The 23562-nt window shown below is 69.8% G+C and carries 24 protein-coding genes and 1 tRNA gene; 9 read left to right on the top strand and 16 right to left on the bottom strand.

Annotation, left to right across the window (positions count from 1 at the left end; translation table 11 throughout):
* Window positions 1-9: 9 nt before the first annotated feature.
* Together ASC54_RS05515 and ASC54_RS05510 are read left to right on the top strand one after the other, a co-directional pair.
* Window positions 10-792, top strand: a complete 783-nt coding sequence (locus ASC54_RS05515) for an SDR family NAD(P)-dependent oxidoreductase (protein ID WP_055856610.1) — start codon at window positions 10-12, stop codon at window positions 790-792.
* A complete protein-coding gene (locus ASC54_RS05510) occupies window positions 789-1766 on the top strand; it encodes a hypothetical protein (RefSeq protein WP_156376733.1) in 978 nt (325 codons plus the stop codon). Before ASC54_RS05515 ends, ASC54_RS05510 begins: the two co-directional genes overlap by 4 nt.
* On the opposite strand, the gene ASC54_RS05505 is transcribed toward ASC54_RS05510, so the two are convergent.
* Entirely contained in the window at window positions 1753-2745 is a 993-nt protein-coding gene (locus ASC54_RS05505; RefSeq protein ID WP_055856616.1) for an alcohol dehydrogenase catalytic domain-containing protein, read from the bottom strand. The genes ASC54_RS05510 and ASC54_RS05505 overlap by 14 nt on opposite strands.
* Before the next feature lie 98 nt (window positions 2746-2843).
* Here ASC54_RS05505 and ASC54_RS05500 point away from each other — a divergent pair, with 98 nt between their 5' ends.
* Window positions 2844-3629: a GntR family transcriptional regulator gene (locus ASC54_RS05500; protein ID WP_055856619.1), complete on the top strand. Its 786-nt coding sequence runs from the start codon at window positions 2844-2846 to the stop codon at window positions 3627-3629.
* Window positions 3630-3640: 11 nt separating this feature from the next.
* Here ASC54_RS05500 and ASC54_RS05495 read toward each other — a convergent pair whose 3' ends face one another.
* From ASC54_RS05495 to ASC54_RS05470, 6 genes are all read right to left on the bottom strand, one after another.
* On the bottom strand, window positions 3641-4528 hold the full coding sequence (locus ASC54_RS05495; protein WP_055856622.1) for a class I fructose-bisphosphate aldolase: 888 nt from the start codon (window positions 4526-4528) through the stop codon (window positions 3641-3643).
* Window positions 4525-5475, bottom strand: a complete 951-nt coding sequence (gene iolC, locus ASC54_RS05490) for a 5-dehydro-2-deoxygluconokinase (RefSeq protein ID WP_055856623.1) — start codon at window positions 5473-5475, stop codon at window positions 4525-4527. Before iolC ends, ASC54_RS05495 begins: the two co-directional genes overlap by 4 nt.
* Complete coding sequence (locus ASC54_RS05485) at window positions 5472-6296, bottom strand: carbohydrate ABC transporter permease (RefSeq protein ID WP_055856626.1); 825 nt, start codon at window positions 6294-6296, stop codon at window positions 5472-5474. The genes iolC and ASC54_RS05485 overlap by 4 nt, the downstream gene beginning before the upstream one ends.
* Window positions 6293-7228: a carbohydrate ABC transporter permease gene (locus ASC54_RS05480; RefSeq protein ID WP_055856629.1), complete on the bottom strand. Its 936-nt coding sequence runs from the start codon at window positions 7226-7228 to the stop codon at window positions 6293-6295. Before ASC54_RS05480 ends, ASC54_RS05485 begins: the two co-directional genes overlap by 4 nt.
* 76 nt (window positions 7229-7304) lie before the next feature.
* Window positions 7305-8585: an ABC transporter substrate-binding protein gene (locus ASC54_RS05475; RefSeq protein ID WP_162242495.1), complete on the bottom strand. Its 1281-nt coding sequence runs from the start codon at window positions 8583-8585 to the stop codon at window positions 7305-7307.
* Window positions 8586-8894: 309 nt separating this feature from the next.
* Window positions 8895-8966 (bottom strand) — tRNA-Gln (locus ASC54_RS05470).
* 146 nt (window positions 8967-9112) lie between these two features.
* On the opposite strand from ASC54_RS05470, the gene ASC54_RS05465 reads away from it, so the two are divergent.
* Both ASC54_RS05465 and ASC54_RS05460 read left to right on the top strand, forming a co-directional pair.
* A complete protein-coding gene (locus ASC54_RS05465) occupies window positions 9113-9616 on the top strand; it encodes a MarR family winged helix-turn-helix transcriptional regulator (protein WP_055897184.1) in 504 nt (167 codons plus the stop codon).
* Window positions 9617-9698: 82 nt separating this feature from the next.
* Window positions 9699-10094, top strand: coding sequence for a DUF2510 domain-containing protein (locus ASC54_RS05460; RefSeq protein WP_082514867.1), 396 nt, complete (start codon window positions 9699-9701; stop codon window positions 10092-10094).
* 111 nt (window positions 10095-10205) lie between these two features.
* Here ASC54_RS05460 and ASC54_RS05455 read toward each other — a convergent pair whose 3' ends face one another.
* Complete coding sequence (locus ASC54_RS05455; RefSeq protein WP_055897179.1) at window positions 10206-10607, bottom strand: hypothetical protein; 402 nt, start codon at window positions 10605-10607, stop codon at window positions 10206-10208.
* A gap of 61 nt (window positions 10608-10668) precedes the next feature.
* The gene (locus tag ASC54_RS05450) at window positions 10669-11436 is read right to left on the bottom strand and encodes an SDR family NAD(P)-dependent oxidoreductase (RefSeq protein WP_055897177.1); all 768 of its coding nucleotides are present in this window, start codon (window positions 11434-11436) and stop codon (window positions 10669-10671) included.
* A 120-nt stretch (window positions 11437-11556) separates the two neighbouring features.
* On the opposite strand from ASC54_RS05450, the gene fgd reads away from it, so the two are divergent.
* Together fgd and ASC54_RS05440 are read left to right on the top strand one after the other, a co-directional pair.
* Window positions 11557-12606 (top strand): glucose-6-phosphate dehydrogenase (coenzyme-F420), encoded by a 1050-nt coding sequence (gene fgd / locus ASC54_RS05445; protein ID WP_055897174.1) that lies wholly within the window; start codon window positions 11557-11559, stop codon window positions 12604-12606.
* Window positions 12607-12612: 6 nt separating this feature from the next.
* The gene (locus ASC54_RS05440; RefSeq protein ID WP_055897171.1) at window positions 12613-13044 is read left to right on the top strand and encodes a hypothetical protein; all 432 of its coding nucleotides are present in this window, start codon (window positions 12613-12615) and stop codon (window positions 13042-13044) included.
* A gap of 28 nt (window positions 13045-13072) precedes the next feature.
* On the opposite strand, the gene ASC54_RS05435 is transcribed toward ASC54_RS05440, so the two are convergent.
* Window positions 13073-14944: an ABC-F family ATP-binding cassette domain-containing protein gene (locus ASC54_RS05435; protein WP_055897168.1), complete on the bottom strand. Its 1872-nt coding sequence runs from the start codon at window positions 14942-14944 to the stop codon at window positions 13073-13075.
* Between the two features lie 71 nt (window positions 14945-15015).
* On the opposite strand from ASC54_RS05435, the gene ASC54_RS05430 reads away from it, so the two are divergent.
* Window positions 15016-15600: a signal peptidase II gene (locus tag ASC54_RS05430; protein ID WP_082514866.1), complete on the top strand. Its 585-nt coding sequence runs from the start codon at window positions 15016-15018 to the stop codon at window positions 15598-15600.
* Here ASC54_RS05430 and ASC54_RS05425 read toward each other — a convergent pair.
* Genes ASC54_RS05425 through ASC54_RS13040 form a run of 3 tightly spaced genes read right to left on the bottom strand, consistent with a single transcriptional unit; the run spans window position 15551 to window position 18857 of the window.
* Window positions 15551-16486 carry a 4-(cytidine 5'-diphospho)-2-C-methyl-D-erythritol kinase gene (locus tag ASC54_RS05425; RefSeq protein ID WP_055856666.1) on the bottom strand — a complete coding sequence of 312 codons (936 nt, stop codon included), beginning with the start codon at window positions 16484-16486 and terminating at the stop codon, window positions 15551-15553. The two genes, ASC54_RS05430 and ASC54_RS05425, sit on opposite strands and share 50 nt — an antisense overlap.
* 59 nt (window positions 16487-16545) lie before the next feature.
* On the bottom strand, window positions 16546-18207 hold the full coding sequence (locus ASC54_RS05420) for an MDR family MFS transporter (RefSeq protein WP_082514865.1): 1662 nt from the start codon (window positions 18205-18207) through the stop codon (window positions 16546-16548).
* Complete coding sequence (locus tag ASC54_RS13040; protein WP_082514864.1) at window positions 18204-18857, bottom strand: TetR/AcrR family transcriptional regulator; 654 nt, start codon at window positions 18855-18857, stop codon at window positions 18204-18206. The genes ASC54_RS05420 and ASC54_RS13040 overlap by 4 nt, the downstream gene beginning before the upstream one ends.
* Before the next feature lie 55 nt (window positions 18858-18912).
* Here ASC54_RS13040 and rlmC point away from each other — a divergent pair, with 55 nt between their 5' ends.
* Window positions 18913-20067 (top strand): 23S rRNA (uracil(747)-C(5))-methyltransferase RlmC, encoded by a 1155-nt coding sequence (gene rlmC, locus ASC54_RS05410; RefSeq protein ID WP_055897162.1) that lies wholly within the window; start codon window positions 18913-18915, stop codon window positions 20065-20067.
* Window positions 20068-20079: 12 nt separating this feature from the next.
* Here the strand turns inward: rlmC and rsmA are convergent, their stop codons facing one another.
* The 3 genes from rsmA to metG are packed head-to-tail and all read right to left on the bottom strand — an operon-like array spanning window position 20080 to window position 23538.
* Window positions 20080-20925 carry a 16S rRNA (adenine(1518)-N(6)/adenine(1519)-N(6))-dimethyltransferase RsmA gene (gene rsmA, locus ASC54_RS05405; protein ID WP_055856675.1) on the bottom strand — a complete coding sequence of 282 codons (846 nt, stop codon included), beginning with the start codon at window positions 20923-20925 and terminating at the stop codon, window positions 20080-20082.
* Window positions 20926-21936: a TatD family hydrolase gene (locus ASC54_RS05400; protein WP_156376732.1), complete on the bottom strand. Its 1011-nt coding sequence runs from the start codon at window positions 21934-21936 to the stop codon at window positions 20926-20928.
* A 12-nt stretch (window positions 21937-21948) separates the two neighbouring features.
* A complete protein-coding gene (metG, locus tag ASC54_RS05395; RefSeq protein ID WP_055897159.1) occupies window positions 21949-23538 on the bottom strand; it encodes a methionine--tRNA ligase in 1590 nt (529 codons plus the stop codon).
* Window positions 23539-23562 lie beyond the last annotated feature (24 nt).

The raw sequence follows: 23562 nt of genomic DNA, 5'->3' as shown, positions 1-23562 counted from the left end.
GAGGAGCTCGTGGCCAATACCGATTCGCCGACCGTCGTCATCACGGGGATATCCCGCGGCATCGGACGCGCAGCCGCCCTCGCCTTCGCCGAGCAGGGCTTCCGCGTCGCCGGCATGCACCGGGGAGCGGATCCGGAGGTCTCCCGAGAGCTCGAGCAGGAGATCATCGGACGCGGGGGCGAGGCCTGCATCGCTGTGGGCGACACCGGTTCGACGCACGACGTGGACGCGCTCGCTGCGGAGGTCGTTCGTCGATGGGGCCGTATCGACGTGTGGGTGAACAACGCGGCACGTCTCCTCGTGCAGCCGTTCCTGTCGATGTCGGACGAGGACTGGCAGAGGCTTCTCGACACGAACCTGCTCGGGTACGTGCGCGGCGCTCGTGCGGCGGCGCGCGTCATGGTCCCCGCCGGTCGAGGCACCATCATCAATGTCAGTTCGGCGGTCGACCCGCTCCCGCCGACCGACATGACGGCCTATGTGACCGCGAAAGGTGGCATCGGCGGGTTGACGCGCGCGCTGGCGGTCGAGCTCGGGCCGACCGGCGTCACCGTGAACTCCGTGGCGCCCGGAGCCACCGAGACGCCGCTCAACGCGGAGAGCTACACGGATGACGTCCGAGAGACCTACCGAGCGCGCATCCCGCTCGCCCGGATCGCGGCTCCGGAGGAGATCGCCGACTGCATCGTGATGATGGCGTCCTCGGGCGCGCGCTATGTGACGGGGCAGATGCTGCTGGTGGACGGCGGGCTCACGCTCAACGGCTCCGTCGGGCACAAGCGCAGCGCATGATCACGCTGCGCTCCCCCCATCTGACGGTTCGCCTCGACCCTAATCGGGGAGGAGAGCTGCAGTCCGTCGTGGCGCATGGATCCCCCAATCTGCTCGCATGGCACGAATGGGATGCTCCGCTGTCCGCCGCGGACGGGCCCGGGTACGGCTCGAGCGAGCTGGACTTCCTGTCGATGTACCGAGCCGGCTGGCAGGTGCTGTTCCCGAACGCGGGCGCCGAAGGAGTGGTCGACGGCGTACCTGTCGCCTTCCACGGGGAGACCGCGCTCGCCCGGCTCTCGGTCCTGTCCGAGACCGTCGACTCGTGCTCACTGCGTGCGGTCGCCCGACTGCCCCTCGAGCTCACGAGGACGATCCGTCTCGCGCACGACCACCCCGCCGTGCTCGTGGAGGAGACCGTCGTCAATGTCGGCGCCCGGCCCGTCCCTTTCATCTGGGGCCACCATCCGACCTTCCCCGCCATCACCGGATCTCGGATCGACCTCCCCAGCGCACCCACGGCGATCGTCGAGCCGACGATCCCCGGTCCGCTCGCAACCGGGAGCGGCGCATGGCCGACACTCCCCCGATCGGACGGCGGCTCCGCCGATCTGTCGGTCATCCCCGCCGAGGAGCAGGTGAGAGTGACCTATCTGCCCAATCTCGCCGAAGGCTGGGTGGCGCTGCGACCTCCGCTGGCCGACGGCCGGCCCGCAGTCGGTCTCGCGTGGGATCTCGCCACCTTCCCGCATATGTGGCTGTGGCTGCAGAACGGCGACCCGGGATTCCCCTGGTACGGCCGGGCCCGGATGGTCGGCCTCGAGCCACAGCGCTCGTGGCCGTTCGACGGGCTGGTCGGTGCGATCGAGCGAGGACAGCAGATCGTCCTCGAGCCCGGCGAGAGCACATCGAGCTGGATCACGATGACCGTCTTCCCCGCCACCGACGATCAGGTGACGGGGATCTCGCGGGAGGGGATCGTCACGACGGGATGATGACCGTCTTGATGCCCTCGCCGGCGGCCGCCGCGGCGAAGGCCTCAGCGAATCGTTCGATCGGCACCTCTCGCGTCACGAGCGGGCCGAGCGACACTTGGCCCTGCTCGATCAGCGCGATGGCGCGGCGCCAGGACGTGGCGGTCGAGGCGAAGCCGCTCGAGACCACGAGCTCCTTGTAGAGCACGACGTCGAACGGCAGCGTCACCTCTTTGCCGAAGATCCCGACCTGGACGTAGCGACCGCCGCGCCGGGCGGCGCGCAGCGCCGCCGCAGCACCCGGGGCGCTTCCCGAGCATTCGATGACGACGTCATAGGCGTCCGTCTCGGGCGCTTCCGTGCTCGTGGTGATGCCCAGTGCCGCGGCGATCGCGAGTCGGTCGGAATCCTTCGCGAGGCCGATCAGCGTCACCCTCCCTCCCTGCGCGAGAGCCACCTGCGCCGCGAGCTGCCCCATCGCTCCCGGCCCCGTGACGAGCACGCGATCGCCGGCGTTGACGACCGCGGGGTCGAGCAGGCACTGCACCACGCACGCAAGAGGCTCCGCCAGCACGCCGTCCAGCGGCCCGAGCGAATCCGGAAGTCGGTGCAGGTTGGTCACCGGCATGACGACGAATGCCGAGAAGCCCCCGTTCTCGAACGAACCGAGCGATCGGCGAGACGGGCAGAGATTGCGCCGTCCGGCCCGGCACCACTCGCACGTCTCGCAGGTCGAGTAGTAGGTCTCGCACGCGACGCGGGCGCCGATCCACTGCTCGTCGACCCCGTCCCCGACCGCGTCGACCACTCCGAGGATCTCGTGCCCCATGATCACCGGGACTTCGTGGGCGTACTCGTCGTGGGCGACATGGATGTCCGTGCCGCAGATGCCCGTCGCCACGACGCGCACGCGGACGTGGCCGGGGACCGCGACCGGCTCCTCCACGTCGCGCAGGACGACATTGTCCGGCCCCCGCCCCATCTTGACCACTGCCTTCATGCGCTCTCTCCTCGTACTCGGTGCGGCCGAATCGGCTCCGCGCCACTCGCGAACCCGTTCACACTTGCCATTATGTTTCTTTGTCTTATCATTTTGGTATGCCCTTGCCTCCGCCGTCCGCCTCGCAGGCCGAGCCGACCATCCCCACGGCCGAACTCTTCATGGACCTCGATCGCTCGGGCCCCGTGCCGCTCTACTACCAGATCGCTCGTCGCATGCAGGCGGCCATCGAGAGCGGGGCGCTGCCGCCCGGCTCTCGGATCGAGAACGAGCTCGCGCTCGCCGAGCAGCTCGCCATCTCGCGACCGACGATCCGCCGCGCCATCCAGGAGCTCGTCGACCAGGGCCTTCTCGTGCGACGACGCGGGGTGGGCACCCAGGTCGTCAGGGGGCGACTCACGCGCAGCGTCGAGCTCACGAGTCTCTACGACGACCTCAGCCTGTCGAACCGCTCCCCCTCCACAACCGTCCTGCTGCACGAAGAGGTCGTGCCGTCCGCGGAGGTCCTCGAGTCGCTGACCCTCCCCGCCGGGACGTCGGTCCTCCATATCAAGCGACTTCGGGCATCCGATGGCGTGCCCTTCGCCCTCCTGGAGAATTTCCTCCCGCCCGAGTTTCTGACGTTGACCGCCGATCAGTTCGAGAAGCATGGGCTCTACCAGCTCATGCGAGCGCGCGGCACGACCATGCGCGTCGCCCGCCAGACGATCGGCGCGCGGAGCGCGACGCCGGAGGAGGCGAAGCTGTTCGCGCAAAAGGCGGGCTCGCCGGTGCTCGTCATGTCGCGCACGTTGTACGACCAGTCGGGACACGCCGTCGAGTACGGCGAGCACTCCTACCGGCCCGACCTCTACTCGTTCGAGGTCACGCTCGTCGAGAAGTAGCACGAGCGGCGTCAGCGGGCGCCGTGCACGAGCTCGGCGGCGCGCTCCACAGCACGGCCCACGTCGCCATCCGGGGGGTACAGGATCGTCCGACCGACGACCAGTCCGCGAACGCCTGGCAGGCCGAGTGCGTTCTCCCACGATCGGTAGATGTCCTCCGATGCCATCGCCGGGTCGCCGCCCAGCAGGAGGGTCGGGAGCGTCGTGGCCTTCATGACTCGCTCCATATCGGGAACGACCGGGAGCTTGAGCCACGTGTACGCCGAGCTCGCGCCCAGCGCAGACGCGATCGCCACAGACCTGATGACGGCGTCGGCCGTGAGGTCGTTCTTGATCGAGCCCTCCGACCATTCGCTCATGAACGGCTCGATCATGAGCGGCATCCGCGCCTCGGCGGCGCGCGTCACGATATCGCCGGCGGTGTGCAGCGTCTGAGCCGAGCCGGCGTCCTGCAGATTGATCCGCACGAGGAGCTTCGCGAAGTCGAGATTCAGCTCGCGGATGGTGTCGAGGTCGTACGCAGTGAATCGGTCGTCCATCTCGAACACCGCGGCCTTGAGGCCTCCGCGATTCATGGAGCCGACGACGATCTTGTCCTCCAGAGCGCCCATGAGCGCGAGGTCCTCGACGAGGTCGGCAGTGCCGAGGAACCCGTCGACTCGAGGGTTGGCCAGACCCTCCGCGAGGCGGTCGAGCAGGTCGTAGCGATCGGCCATCGCCATGCCGTCGGTGCCGACACCCAGCGACCCTCGCGCCGGGTGATCAGCAGCGAGGATGAACAGCCGGTTGTCGCCGACGAGCAGAGGCCGCCGCGATCGGTTCACCAGCGCACGGCGGATCGCCTCCGGATCGGATGCCCTGGCGTGGCGAACCGCCTCGAAGTCTCGCTGAGTCGTCACTGAGGCGTCCCTTCCAAGAGGCGTTCAACGTCGTCGGTGCTCGGCATCGCGGTCGAGCATTCGCGCCGACTCGCCACGATCGCTCCCGCGACGTTGGCGAAGCGCAGCGTGGCCTCGAGCGACCAGCCGCTCAAGAGCCCGTGGCAGAGTGCGCCACCGAATCCGTCCCCCGCCCCGAGGCCGTTGACGACGTCGACGGGGAACGGTGCCACTTCGACGGATTCGTCGCGAGTCTTCGCGAGAACGCCCTTCGGGCCCTGCTTCACGATCGCCAGCTCGACGCCGCGCTCGAGCAGAGCATCCCCCGCTCGATGCGGGTCGGTCTCCCCCACCGCGATCTCGCACTCCTCGCGATTGCCGACGGCGACGCTCACGTGCTCGAGCGCGCTCGCCACCTGCGCCCGCGCCTGCTGCGCGCTGTCCCAGAACATCGGTCGGTAGTCGAGATCGAGCACCGTGATTCCCGCTCGTCCCCGCGCCGACCAGGCCGCATGGTGAGCGGCGCGACTGGGCTCCCGGGAGAGGCCTGTGACCGTCGACCAGTAGATCCTGGACTCCCGCACCGCCTCGAGATCCAGGGACCCGGCCTCGATCATGAGATCGGGTGCGACGGGCTCGCGGTAGAAGTAGATGGGGAAGTGATCGGGCGGGAACATCTCGCAGAACGCGACGGGCGTGTTGAGGCCAGCCGTGACCGCGATGTACCGCGGGTCGACTCCGAGTCGCGCCACCTCGCGTGCGACGAAGCGGCCGAACGGATCGTCGCCGACGGCGGTGATCACCGCGCTCGCCCGACCGTGTCGAGCGGCCGCGATCGCGACGTTCGTGGCGCTTCCGCCGACCGACTTGCTGAAGGTCGCGACGTCCTCGAGCGGCGTGCTGTCCTGCAGCGGATAGAGGTCGACGCCGACCCGACCCATCGTGAGGACGTCCAGTGGCGCGGTCATCCCTTCACCGCCCCTCCGGTCGTGCCCTCAGCGATGTACTTCTGCACGAAGAAGCCGATGATGATCATGGGCACCATGGTCACGGTGGCTGCGGCGCTCGACAGCCCCCAGTCGACCGAGATGGCGCCGACGAAGCTCGCGATGCCGACGGGCAGCGTGTAGGTCTCCAAGGTGGTCAGCTGCAGCGAGAACAGGAGCTCGTTCCACGAGTACTGCGCGCTCAGGATGAACACCGCGGCGATCCCTGGGACGACGACAGGGAGCATGACGCGCCAGAACGCCTGCATGCGCGTGCATCCGTCGATCATCGCGGCGTGCTCGAGCTCGCGCGGGATGTCGCGGAAGAACCCCATGAGCAGCCACACCGCGAACGGAAGATTCAGCGCCACGTGAGCCAGCACGGGCCCGACGAGCGTGCCGCGCAATCCGACCGCGTTGATGATCACGAAGATCGGGAGCATCATCGCGATACCAGGGACCAGCTTGCCGACCAGGAAGCCGTTCGCCACCGAGTTCGCGAACCGCAGCTCGAAGCTCGTGAGGCCGTACGACGCGAAGGTCGCCAGCACGATCACGATGAAGGTCGAGCACACGGCGACGACCGTGCTGTTGATGAAGTAGAGGCCGAAGTCGCTCTTCGTGAAGGCGTTCACGTAGTTATCGAGCGTCGGTTCGAAAAAGATCTTCGGGACGTCGGTGAAGATGTCCTTCGCCCGCTTGAACGAGTTGACGATGATGAGCGCGATCGGGACGACCGTCCAGAGCAGGAAGAGGACGATCACGAGCCATTTCGCAATGGTGACGAGCGCGCGCTTGGTCATGAGTCGCCCTTGCTTCGAGCGGAGTTGCGCATGAGCGGTCCGAACAGGATCACAAGGGCGATGAGCGTGATCATCGCCACGGCCATGGCGTAGCCCATCTCGTTGTTCTCGTAGGCCTGCTTGTAGGCGTAGATGCTCAGGGATGAGGTCGAGTTCGCGGGGCCGCCGCCCGTGAGTCCGTAGATGAGGTCGAAGACGCGGAAGGCGTCGGTGCCGCGGATGAGGATGAGCACGATCAATGTCTTGACGAGGAGCGGCAGCGTGACGTTGACAAGCGTGCCGATCGTCCCTGCTCCATCGATGCGGGCCGCCTCGTAGAGCTCTTCCGGGATCACGGTCAGACCCGCTGACGTCACGAGGATGATGAACGGGACGGCGTGCCAGACATCGGTGATCACGATGCTGAAGAGGGCCGTGGTGGTGTCGGTCAGACCGCCCCACTCCTCCAGCCCGAACCAACTCAGCACGTAGTAGACGAGTCCGTAGGTGGGGTCGTACATGTACCGCCAGATGAGGCTGACGATGATCGGGGAGATCAGCAGCGGCATCGCGAAGATCGCCCGGAGGATGTTGCCGGTGCGCGGGTTCAGGCTCTTGAGCAGGACGGACATGCCGACGCCGATCAGCATGCAGAGGAACAGCGACATCACGGTGAACAGGGCGGTGTTGAGCAACGAGGAGATGGCCACGGGGTCAGCGAAGAACTTGGCGTAGTTGTCAAGGAAGACGAAGACCGCCGACTCTTCCTGACCCAGGCTGTACTCGAACGTGCTGGCGATGAGAGCGAAGCCGAGCGGGACGATCATGACGATGAAGATCGCGGCGGCCGCGGGCAGCACGAGATAGAGGGCGAGCCGGAGATCCTTGCGTGCGTAGCTGCTCGTGCTGCGCCTCTGCGCTCGGCCCCTCGGGGCGAGCTGGATGCGGGTCATGGGAACCTCCGGGGCGTCGGGGGAGAGGGCGCCGGTGCGGGCCGTGAACGAGCCCGCACCGGCGATGGACCAGCGTCTAGAACTGCGAGGCCAGCGTGTCCTGGATCCCCTGCAGCATCGTCGCAGGGTCTTCACCGCTGCTCACCACTCCCGAGAGTCCGACGCTGAGCGCGTCCGTCAGCGCGGGTGCGTTGGGCTGCAGAGGAACGGTCACGCCCTTAGCGAGCGCCTCCTGAACCGTCGGGAGCCACGGGGCGTTCGCAGTGAGGTCGGCGTCGGTATAGAGCGACTCGCGGAAGCTGATGAACGACGGGTCGATCGTGCCCATCTCCTTCTGCGCGGCCTTGCTGGTGAGCCAGGCGCCGAGCTTGAAGGCCTCCTCCTGGTGCTTCGAGTCGGCCGGAACGGCCCAGCCCCAGGTCTGCAAGAGGCCCGCGGGCGTCTCGCTGTACGGGAGCGGTGCGTAGGCGAGCTTGCCGGCGACATTGGACTCGTCCGGGTTCTCCAGCGCCGTGAAGAGGCCGGAGGTGAGGATGCCGATGGGAGCCTGTCCGAACTGCAGCGCCTTGTTCACCTCATCCCAGTGCCACGCGTTGCTGCCCTCGAGTCCGTACTGGCTGAGCTCCTGGATGAATTCGACGGCTTCGACGACATCAGGGTTGGTGAGGTCTAGCGCCCCGCTCTCGTCGAAGAAATCGGTGTCGTTCCCGGCGAGAAGCACCGCCATGATGTTGACGATGGCCGAGCCCTGACGGAAGGGGAGCGCGATTCCGGAGCCCTGCTCCTTGAAGTACTTCGCGACTTCCAGCGTCTCGTCCCACGTGCTCGGGGCCTCGAGCCCGGCGGCGTCGAGTGCTTCCTCATCGAAGACCACGAGCGGCGTCTGCACGAAGTAGGGAAGGGCGTACAGAGCGCCGTCGCGGGTGTAGACCTCGACGCCGCTCTCGTTGAAGTCCGCGAAGTCCCAATCGGGGCCGGTGAGGGCCTCGTCAGTGACGAAGTCGGAGAGATCGGTGAGGTAGTCAGCCTCGGTGTACTCGCCGACCCAAGCCTCGGGCACGTAGATCAGATCGTACTCGCCCGTGGCCGTGCTCATGTTCAGCGTCTGCTTCTGCTTGAGCTGGCCGTAGTCGATGGCGTCGAATCGGATGGTGACGCCGGTCTCAGCGCTGTACTGGTCGAGGAGCTCCTGCTGAGCGTCGGCCTGAGGCCCGGCCCAGCGGGAGACGGTGAGGGTGATGTCGCTCTGGGGCGACTCGGCGGCGGGCTCCTCTGCCTCGCTCGCACACGCCGTGAGACCGGTCAGCGCCATGAGCGCTGCAAGTCCGATGGCGACACTGCCACGTGATTTGCGCATTTCGTCCTTCTTCTTCGTAGGTGAAAGCGGGGGCCCATCGGGTCCTGGTGCGACGCCATTCAAATGTACTAACAAACAAATGTCAAGCCAAAGTATTGACGGGAAAGCGAGCTCTCGACCGCGCGAGCACGGACGACAGCATGGCCTGCCGACCCCGCTCCCCGAGTTCCGACGCGCAGTCTGGTCTCGCCGTCGAACTTCTTCGGGCCGCACATGACCGGGAGAGAAGACTGGGAGCGCATGCGATCTGCGTGGGCAGGAGAGCGAGCGGCTCAGAAATGCCGCCTGTGGGCGCCGTAGTTCCATCAGCTCCGCCTCCAGGATTCGAACCTGGGCCTAACAGCTCCAAAGGCTGTCGTGCTGCCGTTACACCAAGGCGGATCGCGCCTCACGGGCGCGGGGCAAGTCTGCCAGACGAGCCCGAGCGGCCCGCGGGCGGCGGGCGCGCGCCGAGCATCCGTCGCCGCCGGCAGGCGACCGAGACGCGACGCGACCGCCACACATGAGGCGCCCGCGATAATGAACGCATGACCGCCCCCGCTGATGACGTCGACCGCATCGTCGACGCGTGGCAGCGCGAGCGGCCCGACCTCGACTTCTCTCCGCTGCACGTGCTGTCGCGGCTCGGCCGCGTCGCCAAGCACCTGGATCGGGCACGAAAGGCGGCGTTCGCGGCATCCGCGCTCGAGAGCTGGGAGTTCGACGTGCTCGCGGCCCTGCGCCGCGCCGGCTCCCCGTACGAGCTGAGCCCCACCTCGCTGCTGCGCCAGACCCTCGTCTCGAGCGGCACCATGACCAACCGCATCGACCGGCTGACCGCGCGCGGACTCGTCGAGCGGCGGACGGACCCGAACGACGGCCGCGGCATTCTGGTGCGGATGACCGAGTCGGGCCGCGAGCGCGTCGACCATGCGATCGCCGAACTCGTCGTCGCCGAACGCGAGCTGCTCAGCGGCCTCACCCGCGCCGACCAGGAGCGGCTCGCGAGCCTTCTGCGGACGCTCGGTGCCGACTTCGAGGGGTCGGTTTGAGGAGATCGCATTCGGGCTAAGCGTTCGTGCGGCCGATGATTAGGCCTGGATATCTGCCGACGCGGTCAACTAGCCTCAGGCAATGAGCGAAGTTCAGCAGCCCCCCGCAGGTTGGTATCCGCAGGACGGTTCTCTGCGATGGTGGAACGGGCAGGCCTGGACCGAGCACCGAACACCAGGAACGGCACCTCCCGTTCAAGTCACGGTGTCCGCGATCCCGTCAAAGTCGGTCGGAGCCGCTTACGCATTCCTGCTGTTACTCGGAGGCTTCGCCGCTCACCACTTCTACCTCCGCCGATGGGCTGAAGCCTGGATCCTGCTCGCGCTCTGGTGGGGTGGATGGCTCCTGACTGGCATCGGTGTCGGGTTTGTCATGCTTTTTGCCGTCTTCGTGTGGTGGATCTATGACCTGGTCGCCCTGCCGAACCTCGTCGCGCAAGCAAATCGAAGAGCCGGCATTCAACCGGCCTATCTGTAATTCAACGACAGCCGGGAGCGACCGGAATCACCACGCGATCGCCTTAACCCGTCGTCGCCGGCGCCGACTTCGAGGGGGCGATCTAGAACCCGCCTCGTCGACCGATGCCGTTCACCCCAGCAGCGGCAGCACGAACGACAGCACGACCGCGATCACTCCGACCGCCGTCAGGATGCCGCCGAGCGTGATGAGCGCGCGCCCGTCGTGGGCCGGCGAGTCGAGGCGGGCGTTCTCGGGGCGGGAGGGGTGCACCCAGACGGTCCGGGCATCCCCCACCGCCGGAATCGGCCCCGTGAGGGGCGAGACGGTCTCGTGCACGTCGCCTCCGTCGCCGAACCAGCGCAGCTTGGCGTCGCGCTCGTGCACGTTCGTGATGACCGCCTTCGCCGTGCGGTAGCGGCGCGCCCACGCGCGGCGCGAGAGCCCGATGACGAGCAGGATGATGCCGCTCGGCAGCAGCAGCCACGACACGGCCTCGGCGACGATCGCGATGGCGTCGAGGGGGTCGGTCATGTGCTCATCGTAGGGGCGAACGCTCGGTCACGACGGGTCGCGCGGCGGGCCCGGGCCGTGCTCAGCGGGGAGCCATCCGCACCGCGCCGTCGAGCCTGATCACCTCGCCGTTGAGCATCGGGTTCTCGACGATGTGCTGCACGAGCGCCGCGTACTCCGTAGGTCTGCCGAGGCGGTGCGGGTGCAGCGTCTGCTCCTCGAGCGAGGCGAGCGCCTCCTCCGGCAGCATCTCAGCCATCGGCGTGCGGAACAGGCTCGGCGCGATCGCCATCACCCGGATGCGGTGCTCGGCCAGGTCGCGCGCGAGCGGCAGCGTGAGACCCACGATCGCACCCTTCGACGCCGAGTAGGCGGCCTGACCGACCTGCCCGTCGAACGCCGCGACCGAGGCGGTCATGACGATCACGCCCGACTCCTCGTCCGGGGCGTCGGCCGCCGTCTCGACCATGCGCGCCGCCGCGAGGCTCACGACCGTGAACGTGCCGGTGAGGTTGATGTCGACCACCTGCCGGAACATGTCGAGCGGGAACGGCCCCTTCCGCCCGACGACGCGCGCCCCGCGCACGATGCCCGCGCACGCCACGACGACGTCGAGCCGCCCGAGCTCGCTCGCCGCGTCGACGGCGGCCTGCACCTGCTCGGCGTCGGTGACGTCGGTCGGCACGAAGACGGCGCGGTCGCCCCACTCGTCGGCGAGCGCGGCTCCCGGAGACTGGGGCAGGTCGGCGATGACGACCGAGCTGCCCGCGGCGAGCATCCGCTCAGCCGTCGCCCGGCCCAGCCCCGAAGCGCCACCGGTGATGAGAGCGGTGCGGCCGGTGATGTGCATGGATGTCCTCCGAGAGCTCTTCCGAGCGCCGACGACGATGACGGCGCGGCTTCCATGCCTACCACGGGGGTGCGCCGCGTAGGGTTCTTCTGCACCCGCCGCCGTCGACTGGAGTCACGCATGAGCACTGTCCCGTTCCGCATCGGCTACAAGGCCTCGAGCGAGCAGTTCGCTCCGCGCGAGCTGCTCGACTACGGCGCGCTCGCCGAGCAGGCCGGCTTCGAGTCGGTCTTCATCAGCGACCACCTCCAGCCGTGGAAGCACACCGACGGCCACGCGCCCGCCGCGATCGCCTGGCTCGGAGCCCTCGGCGCGAAGACCGAGCGCATCGTCATGGGCACCTCGGTGCTGACGCCGACCTTCAGGCACCACCCGGCGATGGTCGCGCAGGCGTTCGGCACGCTCGGGCAGCTGTTCCCGGGCCGGGTGATCCTCGGCGTCGGCACGGGCGAGTCGCTCAACGAGGCCCCGCTCGGCTTCGTCTGGCCCGACATCAAGGAGCGCTTCGCTCGCCTCAAGGAGGCGGTGCAGCTCATCGAGCGCCTGTGGGACGAGGAGCGCGTCAGCCACGAGGGCGAGCACTACCGCACCGAGAACGTCACGATCTACGACCGGCCCGAGGTCAAGGTGCCGATCTACATCGGCGCCTCCGGCCCCGCCGCGACGCGCCTCGCCGGCCGCATCGCCGACGGCTACATCACGACCTCCGGCAAGCCGCGCGAGCTCTACACCGAGAACCTGCTTCCCGCCTTCCGCGAGGGCCTCGAGAAAGGGTCGCGGGCTCCCGGGAGCGTCGACACCCTCATCGAGATGAAGGTCTCATTCGACACCGACAGGCAGCGCGCCATGGAGGACACCCGGCACTGGGCCGCCCTCGCGCTCAGCGGCGACGAGAAGATGGGGGTGGAAGACCCGCGCGAGATGGAGAAGCTCGCCGACGCCCTCCCGCTCGAGCGCGCCGCCTCGCGCTGGATCGTCTCGACCGACCCCGACGAGCACGTCGAGCGCGTCATGGACTACGTGCGAATGGGCTTCCGGCACCTCGTCTTCCACGCTCCGGGCCCGGACCAGGCGCGGTTCCTCGAGCTGTACGGCACGGAGGTCGTGCCGCGCCTGCGGGCCGCGGTCGCCGCGTTCGACGCGCAGGGCTCGTCGGAGACCCAGGGCTAGTCGCTCATGCCGTTCTGGAGCAAGAAGGAGTTCGGCGACCCCGCCCTGCCCAAGGACGACCGCGGCAAGGGCTCGTTCGACGACTACGCGTACGACCTGCTGCCGAAGAACCGCGAGATCACGATGCGCCTCGCCGACGCGACGTCGCACCAGGACGAGATCGCCGCCCTCGCCGGAGAGGACCCCGAGGCGCTCGCGACGGCGACCCCGGCGCGCAGCCTCGATCAAGAGCGGGTGGATGCCCCCATCGAGGTGCGCGTCTTCTCAGGCAGGCGCGTCTCGGGTGTCGTGGGCGTCGTGCCGCGCGGGCTGGAGAGCGTCTACGACGAGGCGGTGCGCCGACTGGATGGCCGCGGCGACAAGCCGCGCATCCCCGTCGCCGTCGTGCAGACGAAGCAGGGCTGGCGCGTCGACCTGCTCATGGGCCGCACGAAGTAGCGCGCTAGGTCCGACCCGCCGCGCGGCCTCAGCCGAGCAGCTCGCCGAGCTCCAGCCAGCGCGTCTCGAGCTCGTCGCGCTGATCCTCGAGGCGGCGCACCTGGTCGTGCAGCGCGCCGATCCCCGTGTAGTCGCTCGTGTCGTGCTCGGCGAGCGCGACGTGCAGCCGGTCGATCTCGCCCTGCAGCTTCGCGATGCGGCGCTCGATCGACGCGAGCTCCTTCTCGGCGTTGCGGCGCTCGGCCCCTCCGAGCGAGAGCGCGGCAGCCGCAGGGGCCGCCGAGCCTGCACCGGCCGAGCCCGACGACGAGGCACCGGATGCCCCGCCCGCGCTCGTGACGGACGCGACCGTCGCGCGCCCGGCATCCGATACCGACCCTGCCGATGCCGCGGCGAACCGCAGGTACTCGTCGACGCCGCCCGGCAGGTGCCGCAGGCGCCCGACGCCGTCGGAGCCCGGCAGCACCGCGAACTGCTGGTCGGTGACGCGCTCGAGCAGGTAGCGGTCGTGCGACACGACGATGAGCGTGCCCGGCCACGAGTCGAGGAGGTCCTCGATCGCGGCGAGCATGTCGGTGTCCATGTCGTTCGTCGGCTCGTCCATGATGAGCACGTTCGGCTCGTCGAGCAGGATGAGCAGGAGCTGCAGGCGGCGCTTCTGGCCACCGCTGAGGTCCTTGATCGGGGTCGAGAGCTGCGCCGACGTGAAGCCGAGCCGCTCGAGCAGCTGGCCGGGCGTGAGCTCCTTGTCGCCGGCCACGTAGCTGGTGCGCTTCGTCGCGATGACCGCCGAGACGCGCTCGTGCTCGACGGCGCTGAGGTCGCCGAGCTGCTGATCGAGGGTCGCGACGACGACCGTCTTGCCGCGCTTCACGCGTCCGGTCGTCGGGGCGAGCGAGCCGTCGATGAGCTTGAGCAGCGTCGACTTGCCGGCGCCGTTGACGCCGAGGATGCCCGTGCGCTCACCCGGCGCGATGCGCCACTCGATGTCGTGGAGGATCTGGCGGTCGCCGTACGAGACCGACACGTCGAGCAGGTCGATGACGTCCTTGCCGAGGCGGGCGGTCGCCATCTGCGCGAGCTCGATCGGGTTGCGCAGCTCCGGAACGTCGGCGATGAGCGCGTTCGCCGCCTCGATGCGGAACTTCGGCTTCGCCGTGCGGGCCGGGGCTCCGCGGCGCAGCCACGCGAGCTCCTTCTTCATGAGGTTCTGGCGCTTGGCCTCCATGGTCGCGGCCTGCCGGTCGCGCTCCATGCGCTGCAGCACGTACGCCGCGTAGCCGCCCTCGAACGGCTCGACGATGCGGTCGTGCACCTCCCACGTGTCGAGGCTCACCTCGTCGAGGAACCACCGGTCGTGCGTCACGACCAGCAGCGCGCCCTGCCCCGCCGGCCAGCGGCGCTTCAAGTGCTCGGCGAGCCACGCGACGCCGCCGATGTCGAGGTGGTTGGTGGGCTCGTCGAGCACGACGATGTCCCACTCCTGGCTCAGCAGCGCGGCGAGCGCGACGCGGCGCCGCTGGCCGCCGCTGAGATCATCGACGAGCGTGTCGCCGGGGATGTCCGCGATGAGTCCCGCGAGAACGTCGCGAACGTTCCGATCGCCCGCCCATTCGTGCTCGGGCCGTCCGCCCACGACCGTGTCGAGCACCGTGCGGCCGGTCGCCAGCTCGTCGCCCTGGTCGAGCATCCCGAGGGTGACGCCGCGGCGGCGCGTGACGCGACCGCCGTCCGGCTCCTGCTTGCCGGCGAGGATGCGCAGCAGCGTCGACTTGCCGTCGCCGTTGCGGCCGACGACGCCGATGCGGTCTCCGTCGCCGATGCCGACCGTCACCCCGTCGAGCACGACGCGGGTGGGGTATTCGACGCGGAGCTGCTCGGCTCCCAGGAGGTGGGCCACCCGTCGAGCCTACGGCGCGCGGGCCGGGCGGCCGGACGGGGCAGGGGCGCGGACCGGGCAGAATGGTCACCATGTCCTCGCCTGATGGTCCCGCCGTGCCCGCCGACGAGGAGCGCGCGACCGCGCTCGACAACCCCGCCGTGCGGGCGCGCATCCGCCGCGTGCTGCCGTGGACCCTCGTGCTCGCCGCCGGCATCATCCTGCTCGACCAGGGCTCGAAGTTCTGGGCCGAGGCGACGCTCGAGCGCGGCGTGGGCGTCCCCGTCATCGGCGAGCTCATCCAGTGGCGGCTCGTCTACAACCCGGGTGCCGCGTTCGGCATCGGCGGCGACTACACGTGGATCCTCACGCTCGTCGCCGCGCTCGCGGTCATCGGGCTCGCGGTCTTCGTGTCACGCCTGTCGAGCATCCGCTGGGCGATCGCGGCCGGGGCGCTCTTCGGCGGGGCGATCAGCCACCTCGGCGACCGGCTCTTCCGCGAGCCCGCGTTCGCGCGCGGCGAGATCGTCGACTTCATCGACTACGCGGGCTACTTCATCGGCAACGTGGCCGACATCGCACTCGTGCTCGGCGCCGTCGGCGTCGTGCTGCTGAGCCTGATGGGCGTCAGCCCGCGACGACCCGAGCCCCGTGAACCGGACCCGTCGCACGGATGACCGTGTGACGCCCCGCGCTCAGCTCGACCTGCAGCTCGAGCGCGGCGTCGGCGTCAGCGACGAGGAAGGCGACGGTCGGGCCCGAGCCTGACACGATGCCCGCGAGGGCTCCGGCCTTCTCACCCGCCTCGAGCGTGCGGGCGAGCCCCGGCTCGAGGTGCAGCGCGGGAGCCTGCAGATCGTTGTGGAGGTACTCGGCGAGCTGGTGCGGGTCACCCGCGCGCAGCGCCTGCAGAACCTCGATGTCGACGGTCGGCTGCTCGGGGGCGGGCGCGATGTCGTTGACGTGGCGCTCGCGGTGCCGGTCGAGCTCGGCGTAGACCTCGGGCGTCGACAGCCCCGCCTCGGAGAGCGCGAGCACCCAGTGGAACGTGCCCTGCGCGAGGGCGGGCGAGAGCGCGTCGCCGCGGCCCGTGCCGACGGCGGTGCCTCCCATGAGCGCGAAGGGCACGTCGGCGCCGAGCTCGGCGGCGAGGGAGTGCAGCTCCTCCCGCCCGAGGCCCGTGCCCCACAGGTGGTCGCACGCGAGGAGGGTCGCGGCGGCGTCGGCCGAGCCGCCGCCCATGCCGCCCGCGATGGGCACGTTCTTCTCGATGTCGAGGTGCACGCCGCCGCGGTAGTCGGCGACGCGAGCGAGGAGTCGCGCGGCCCGGATGGCGAGGTTCGAGCCGTCGGTCGCGAGCGCGCTCGTGTCGATCGAGCCGGAGAAGCTCACCGAGAAGTCGTCGGCCGGGCGGGCGGAGACCTCCTCGTAGAGCGAGATGGCCTGGTACGCGGTCGCGACGTCGTGGTAGCCGTCGCCCATGAGGACGCCGACCTTCATGAAGACGTTGATCTTGCCGGGCGCCCGCACGTGCACTGCGCGCGAGGCTCCGGTGGCGACCATGAGAACACCTTATGGGAGCCCGGGAGTGCGTTCGTGCGCTCTCTCCCGGGCCCCCGTGCTCAGTTCCGCGCGCCGCGCGGGGCGGTCGCGACGTCGTCCTCCTCGGTGAGCAGCAGCTGACCCTCGGCGAGCGACTCGGCGGGGATCTCGTGCTCGATGCTCGTCGAGAGCGGACGCTCCACGATGAAGAGCAGCGCGATCACGGCGGCGACCGCGAGCGGCGCGATCACGAGGAAGATCGGCATGAGCGCGTCGTTGTAGGACTCGATGATGGGGATGCGCAGGGCGTCCGGGAGCTCCTGCACGAGCGCGGGAGTGAGCGAGCCGGTACCGCCCTCGCCCGGCGCCGCGGGAAGCCGCTCGGCGAGCAGGTCGCCGAGCCGCGTCACGAACACCGAGCCGACGACGGCGGAGCCGAGGCTGCCGCCCACCTGACGGAAGAAGTTGTGCGCCGCAGTGGCCGTGCCGACCTCGCGATGCGCGAACGAGTTCTGCACCACGAGGGTCATGACCTGCATGCTCGTCCCCAGCCCGATGCCGATGACGGCCATCCAGGCGCAGACGACCGCCACGGGGGTGTCGACGGTGACGCTCGAGAGGCCGACGAGGCCGCCGGCGAGGATGGCCGTGCCGACGATCGGGAGGCGCTTGTAGCGGCCCGAGCGCGAGATCATCGTGCCGGTGATGATCGAGGTCAGCAGGAGCGAGGCCATCATCGGGATCATCAGCAGACCCGCCTCGGTGGCGCTCGCGCCGACCGACATCTGGAAGTAGGTCGGCAGGTAGCCGATGGCGCCGAACATGGCGACGCTCACGAGCAGTCCTGCGACGGTGGCGAGCACGAAGTTGCGGTCGGCGAACAGTCGCAGCGGGATCACCGGCTCGCTCGCCCGGCGCTCGACGAGGACGAAGAGGATGCTCACCACGACGGTGCCGATGGCCAGTCCGATGATCTCGGCCGAGTTCCAGGCGTACTGCGAGCCGCCCCACGTCGCGATGAGCACGGCTCCCGTCGTCGCGGCGGCGAGCAGCGCCATCCCGAGCGCGTCGATGCGCGGACGCGCGGTGAGCTCCGGCCGGGGGATCCGCATGAGCACGAGGATCGCGACGATCGCGAGGAGCCCGAGCGGCACGTTCATCCAGAACGTCCAGCGCCAGCCGGGGCCCTCGGTGAACCAGCCGCCGAGGAGCGGGCCGGCGACCGACGAGAGGGCGAAGACGCCGCCGAGGATCCCCATGTACTTGCCGCGCTCGCGCGCCGGGACGACGTCGGCGATCGCGGCCTGCGACAGCACCATGAGTCCTCCGCCGCCGAGCCCCTGCACGGCGCGGGCGGTGATGAGCGCGGTCATGTCGGTCGCGAGGCCGCCGAGCACCGAGCCGACGACGAAGAGCACCACGGCGGCGATGAGCATGGGCTTGCGGCCGACGAGGTCGCTGACCTTGCCGTAGATCGGCATCGTCACGGTCGAGGCGAGCAGGTAGGCGGTGATCACCCACGAGAGGTGCTCGACGCCGTCGAGCTCGCCGACGAGGGTCGGGAGGGCGCTCGAGAGGACCATCTGGCTGAGCGAGGCGAGCAGCATGACGATCATGAGGGTCGCGAAGAGCAGCACGAGAGTGCGGCGCGCGTGCGCCTGGTCGCGCGCGGTGGGCGATGCGGCGGACGCTCCGGTGGGGGCGGATGACGCGGTGGGGCTGGATGACGCGGTGGCGGTCATGATTCCTTCCTGAGGAGATCGCGGAACAGGTCGAGCGCGGCATCGAGCGCGGGGCGCTCATCGCCGGCGGCCACCTGTGCGAGGTCGGTCTTGTAGGCGAAGCGCACGATCGTCGTCGCGAGCATGAAGGTCGCGGCGGCGCGGCGCTGGTCGGGGTCGCGCTCGGCGGGGGCGTCGAGGGGGACGTGGTCGGTGGCGAGCTCGTCGGCGATGTTGGGCGCGACGAGCGACTCGAGCATTCCGGCGAGGGCGTCGAGCCGTCCGCGCAGCTCTGGGTGGGCGCGCACGAGCGCGAGCCGCCGTCCGCCGGTGCTGGGCAGATCCGTGGATTCGTGGATCGCCGCGATGATGAGGGCGACGGTGCGGTCGAGGAGGGTCCCGTCGCCGCCGCGGAACGCGGCGACCGCCGCATCGGTGAGGCGCGGCTCGCGGAATCCGAGCATCGCGTCCTCCTTCGTGCCGAAGTAGTTGAAGAAGGTGCGCTTGCTCACGCCCGCGCGCGAGGCGATGTCGTCGACGGTCACGGCGCTCGGTCCGCGCTCCTCGGCAAGCGAGGCGGCGGCCTCGTAGAGGGCGGACCAGGTCTCGCGCCGGTTGCGCTCGCGCAGGCTCACGGCGGCCCCGACGGGATGCTCGACAGAAGTTTGCACTGGTGCATCTTATGCACTGATGCAGGTTGCAGCCTGAGCGTTAGCCTGGGGGCCCATGCAGTGCTCCTACTTCGACGCCGGACTGTGCCGCTCGTGCACGCTCATGGGCACGCCGTACGCCGAGCAGCTGGCCGTGAAGGAGGCGACGGCGCGCACGCTCCTCGCCGCTCATCCTGAGGCCCGCTGGCTCCCCGCGGTCGCGAGCGAGGAGTCCGGCTTCCGCGCGAAGGCGAAGATGGTCGTGGGGGGCTCGAGCACCGCGCCGACCCTCGGGATCCTCGACGGCCGCGGGCGGGGCGTCGATCTGCGCGCCTGCGGGATCATCGCGCCGGGCATCCGCGCCGTGTTCGACCAGCTCGCCGAGGCGATCACGCGGTCGGGGCTCGAGCCGTACGACGTGCCGTCGCGGGCGGGCGAGCTCAAGTACCTCATCGTGACCGAGTCGGCCGACGGCGAGCTCATGGTGCGGTTCGTCGTGCGGTCGCGCGCGTCGGTCGCCGCCGTGCGGGCGGTCGTTCCGTGGCTGACGGATGCTGTGCCGCAGATCGCCGTCGTCTCGGTCAATCTGCACTCCGAGCACAAGGCCGTCGTCGAGGGAGCGGAGGAGGTCGTGCTGACTTCGCGGTCGACGTTGCCGATGCGCGTGGGCGACGCGACGCTGCAGGTGCGGCCGCAGAGCTTCGTGCAGACGAACACGGCGATCGCGGGGGCGCTCTACCGCCAGGGCCGCGCGTGGATCGACGCGGCTCAGGCGGCGTCGGTCTGGGATCTCTACTGCGGAGTCGGCGGGTTCGCCCTTCACGCCGCGGCGCCCGGGCGGCAGGTGCTCGGCGTCGAGCTCTCCTCCGACGCGGTCGCGAGCGCGCGCATCGCCGCCGCCGCGCTGCCGGCCGGGCCCGATGGGCGGATGCCCGCGGTGCGCTTCGAAGTCGGCGACGCGACGAGCGCCGCGACCGCCCGGGGTCGCGGCGCGGGCGCTCCGCCGCCCGACCTCGTCGTCGTGAACCCGCCGCGGCGCGGACTCGGGGAGTCGCTCACGAGCTGGCTCGAGCGGTCGGGGGTGCCGACGGTCGTCTACTCGAGCTGCAACGCCGCGTCGCTCGCGCGCGACCTCGAGTCGATGCCGTCGTACCGCGTCGTCGAGGCGCGGCTGTTCGACATGTTCCCGCAGTCGACGCACTCGGAGGTCATGGTGCTGCTCGAGCGGTGATCTGCCTGCGGCTCAGCCCTGCACGCGCGCGAGCGCCAGGAAGTCGCGCATGACGAGCTGCTCTCCGCGGGCGGTCGGGTCGAGCCCCGCCGCCTCGAGCGCCGCCGAGGCGGCCGCCGATGACCCGAAGAGCTCCGCGAGCGCCTGCCGCAGCATCTTGCGGCGCTGACCGAACGCGGCGTCGACGAGCGCGAACATGCGCAGCCGCTCCTCCTCCGTCCCCGGCGGCGCCGTTCGCGCCTTCATCCCGACGAGCACGCTGTCGACGTTAGGCACCGGCCAGAACACCTGCCGGCTCACGACGCCCTCGAGCCCCCACTGCCCGTACCAGGCGGCCTTCACGCTCGGGCTGCCGTAGATCTTCGAGCCCGGCCCCGCCGCGAGCCGCTGACCGACCTCCGCCTGCACCATGACGAGCGTGCGCGTGATCGACGGGACGTGCGCGAGCAGGTGCAGCAGCACCGGCACCGAGATGTTGTACGGGAGGTTCGCGACGAGCGACGTCGGCTCCCCCAGCGTCTCCGGCAGAGACGTGACGCGAAGGGCGTCCGCGTGCACGACCTCGAGGCGCGCCGACGGCTGCAGCTCGGCGACCGTGAGCGGCAGCTGGGCGGCGAGCCGGGCATCCAGCTCGACCGCGACGACCGGATGCCCGGCCTCGAGCAGGCCGAGCGTCAGGCTGCCCAGCCCGGGCCCCACCTCGAGCACCGTCGAGCCCGGCGGCAGGGCGGCCGTGGCGACGATGCGGCGGACGGTGTTGGCGTCGTGGACGAAGTTCTGCCCGAGCTTCTTCGTGGGCGTGACGTCGAGCAGCGCGGCGAGGTCGCGCACCTCAGCAGGGCCCAGGAGCCCCGCCACTCAGGCCCCGCCCTGCTCGGTCGTCAGGTCGTCGGCACGGCCCGGCAGAGCGTCGCGCTCGGGGTGATCGGCATCCGGGCGATCGGCCCAGGGGTCGCCGGGGGCGGTGACCGGCTCGGCATCCCACGTGCCGTACACCGTCTCGGTGTTCGAGCTGATCTGCGCCGCGAGCATCGACACGTCCGTGCCGAGGTGGTCGGCCATCGCGCGGAGCGTCCACGGCAGCAGGTACGGCGAGTTCGGACGGCCGCGGAACGGGTGCGGGGTCAGGAACGGCGCATCCGTCTCGACGAGCAGCAGCGCGCGCGGCAGGACGTCGAGCGCGTCGCGGAGGTTGCGCGCCGTCTTGAACGTCGCCGTGCCCGCGAACGAGGCGTACCAGCCGTTCTCGGCGAGGATCGACGCGAGCTCGACGTCGCCGCTGAAGCAGTGGAAGACCGTGCGCTCCGGCGCCCCCACCCGGCGCAGCGTCGCCACCACGTCGTCGTGCGCGTCGCGGTCGTGGATCTGCAGAGCGAGGCCGTGCTCCTTCGCGATGCGGATGTGCTCCTCGAAGGCGTGCAGCTGAGCGTCGCGTCCGGTGCCCGACTCGGTGCGGTAGTAGTCGAGGCCCGTCTCGCCGATGGCGACCACGCGGGGCTGCGCGGCGAGCTCGTCGATGACGGCGAGAGCGGCATCCAGCTCACCCGCCGCCGCGAGCGTCGCGGCCTCGTTCGGGTGGATGGCCACGGCGGCGAGCACGCGCGGCTCGCGCGCCGCGATCGCCGCCGACCAGCGCGAGGTCGGCACGTCGGTGCCCACCTGCACGACGCCGCGCACGCCGACGGCCGACGCGCGGTCGAGATGCTCGCGGTAGTGCATCGGGTTCTCGCCGTCGGCGATCTCGAGGTGCGTGTGGTTGTCGTACACCGGAACGACGAGCGCCTCGGGGCTCGGCGGGTAGCTGAGGTCGCGCGACGAGTCCTCCATCGCGGCGCGGGAGCGCACGTGCGGTGCCATCTCGTCGGTCATGTCGCGCCCCTTCTAGGCGGTGGCCTCGTGCTCGATGCGCGGGAAGAGAGCCTCGAGCGCCTGGGTGCGGGCGCCCGCCGGCAGCTGCTCCCACTCTCCCGCATCGGGGATGCGCTGGTCGACCAGTGCTCCCAGGTGCGGCTCAGCGCCGAGGGCCGTCCACAGCTTCTGCGTCGCCTGCGGCAGCACCGGGCTCAGCAGCACCGCGAGCGCCCGCAGCCCCTCGGCCGCCGTGTACAGGATCGTGCGGAGGCGCTCGGTCTGCGACTCGTCCTTCGCGACCTTCCAGGGCTCCTGCACCGTCAGGTAGCCGTTGAGCTCGTCGACGATCGACCACACGGCCGCGATCGAATCGTGGATCGCGAACCGGTCGATCGCGGCGGTCGCGGCGACCACGGCATCCGCCACCGTTCGCTGGATGCCCGCCTCGGCCTCGCCGAGCGGGCCCGCCTCGGGAACGACCCCGTCGCAGTACCGGCCGACCATCGCGACCACGCGCGAGGCGAGGTTGCCGAAGCCGTTGGCGAGCTCGGCCTGGTAGCGGGCGGCGAGGTCCTCCCACGAGAACGAGCCGTCCTGGCCGAACGCGATCGCGCGCAGGAAGTAGTAGCGGAACGCGTCGGAGCCGAACACGTCGGTGATCTGCGACGGCGCGATGCCGGTGAGCTTCGACTTCGACATCTTCTCGCCGCCGACGAGCAGCCAGCCGTGACCGAAGACGCGACGCGGAACCGGAAGGTCGGCCGCCATGAGCATGGCGGGCCAGATGACGGCGTGGAAGCGCGCGATGTCCTTGCCGACGATGTGGTTCGACGGCCAGAAGCGGTCGAACAGCTCGCCGGGCTGCTCCGGGTTCCAGCCGAGGGCCGAGATGTAGTTGATGAGCGCGTCGAACCACACGTAGACGACGTGCTTGTCGTCCCACGGCACGCGCACGCCCCAGTCGAAGCTCTGCCGCGAGATCGACAGGTCGTCGAGGCCGCGCCGCACGAAGGACACGATCTCGTTGCGGAGGCTGTCGGGCTGGATGAAGTCGGGCTGCGACTCGTACAGGTCGAGCAGGCGCTGCTGGAACCGGCTCATGCGGAAGAAGTAGTTCTTCTCCTTCAGCACCTCGACCGGGCGGCCGTGGATGGGGCACACGTACTGGCCCTCGAACTCGCCCGAGCCGTCGACGAGGTCGGACGGCTGCTTGTACTCCTCGCAGCCGACGCAGTAGTAGCCCTCGTACTCGCCGTCGTAGATGAGGCCGTCGTCGTAGAGCTTCTGCAGGAACTGCTGCACGACCGACTCGTGGCGCTCCTCCGTGGTGCGGATGAAGTCGTCGTTGGCGATGTCGATCGTCTGCAGCAGCGGGACCCACGCGTCGGCGACGAGCTTGTCGGCCCACTCCTTCGGGGTGACGCCGTTCGCGACCGCCGTGCGCAGGATCTTCTGCCCGTGCTCGTCAGTGCCCGTGAGCGACCAGGTGTCGACGCCGCTCTGCCGGTGCCAGCGTGCGAGAACATCTGCCGCGACCTCGGTGTACGCGTGCCCGATGTGGGGAGCGTCGTTCACGTAGAAGATCGGGGTCGTGACGGAGAAGGAGTCGCCTGCGGCCATAGCGCACAAGTCTACGGGCGGGGT

It is taken from the genome of Yonghaparkia sp. Root332 (assembly GCF_001425665.1).
GTDB lineage: Bacteria > Actinomycetota > Actinomycetes > Actinomycetales > Microbacteriaceae > Microcella.
The sequence above is the reverse complement of the archived record's forward strand: the minus strand, read 5'-3'. Positions and strand labels throughout refer to the sequence as shown.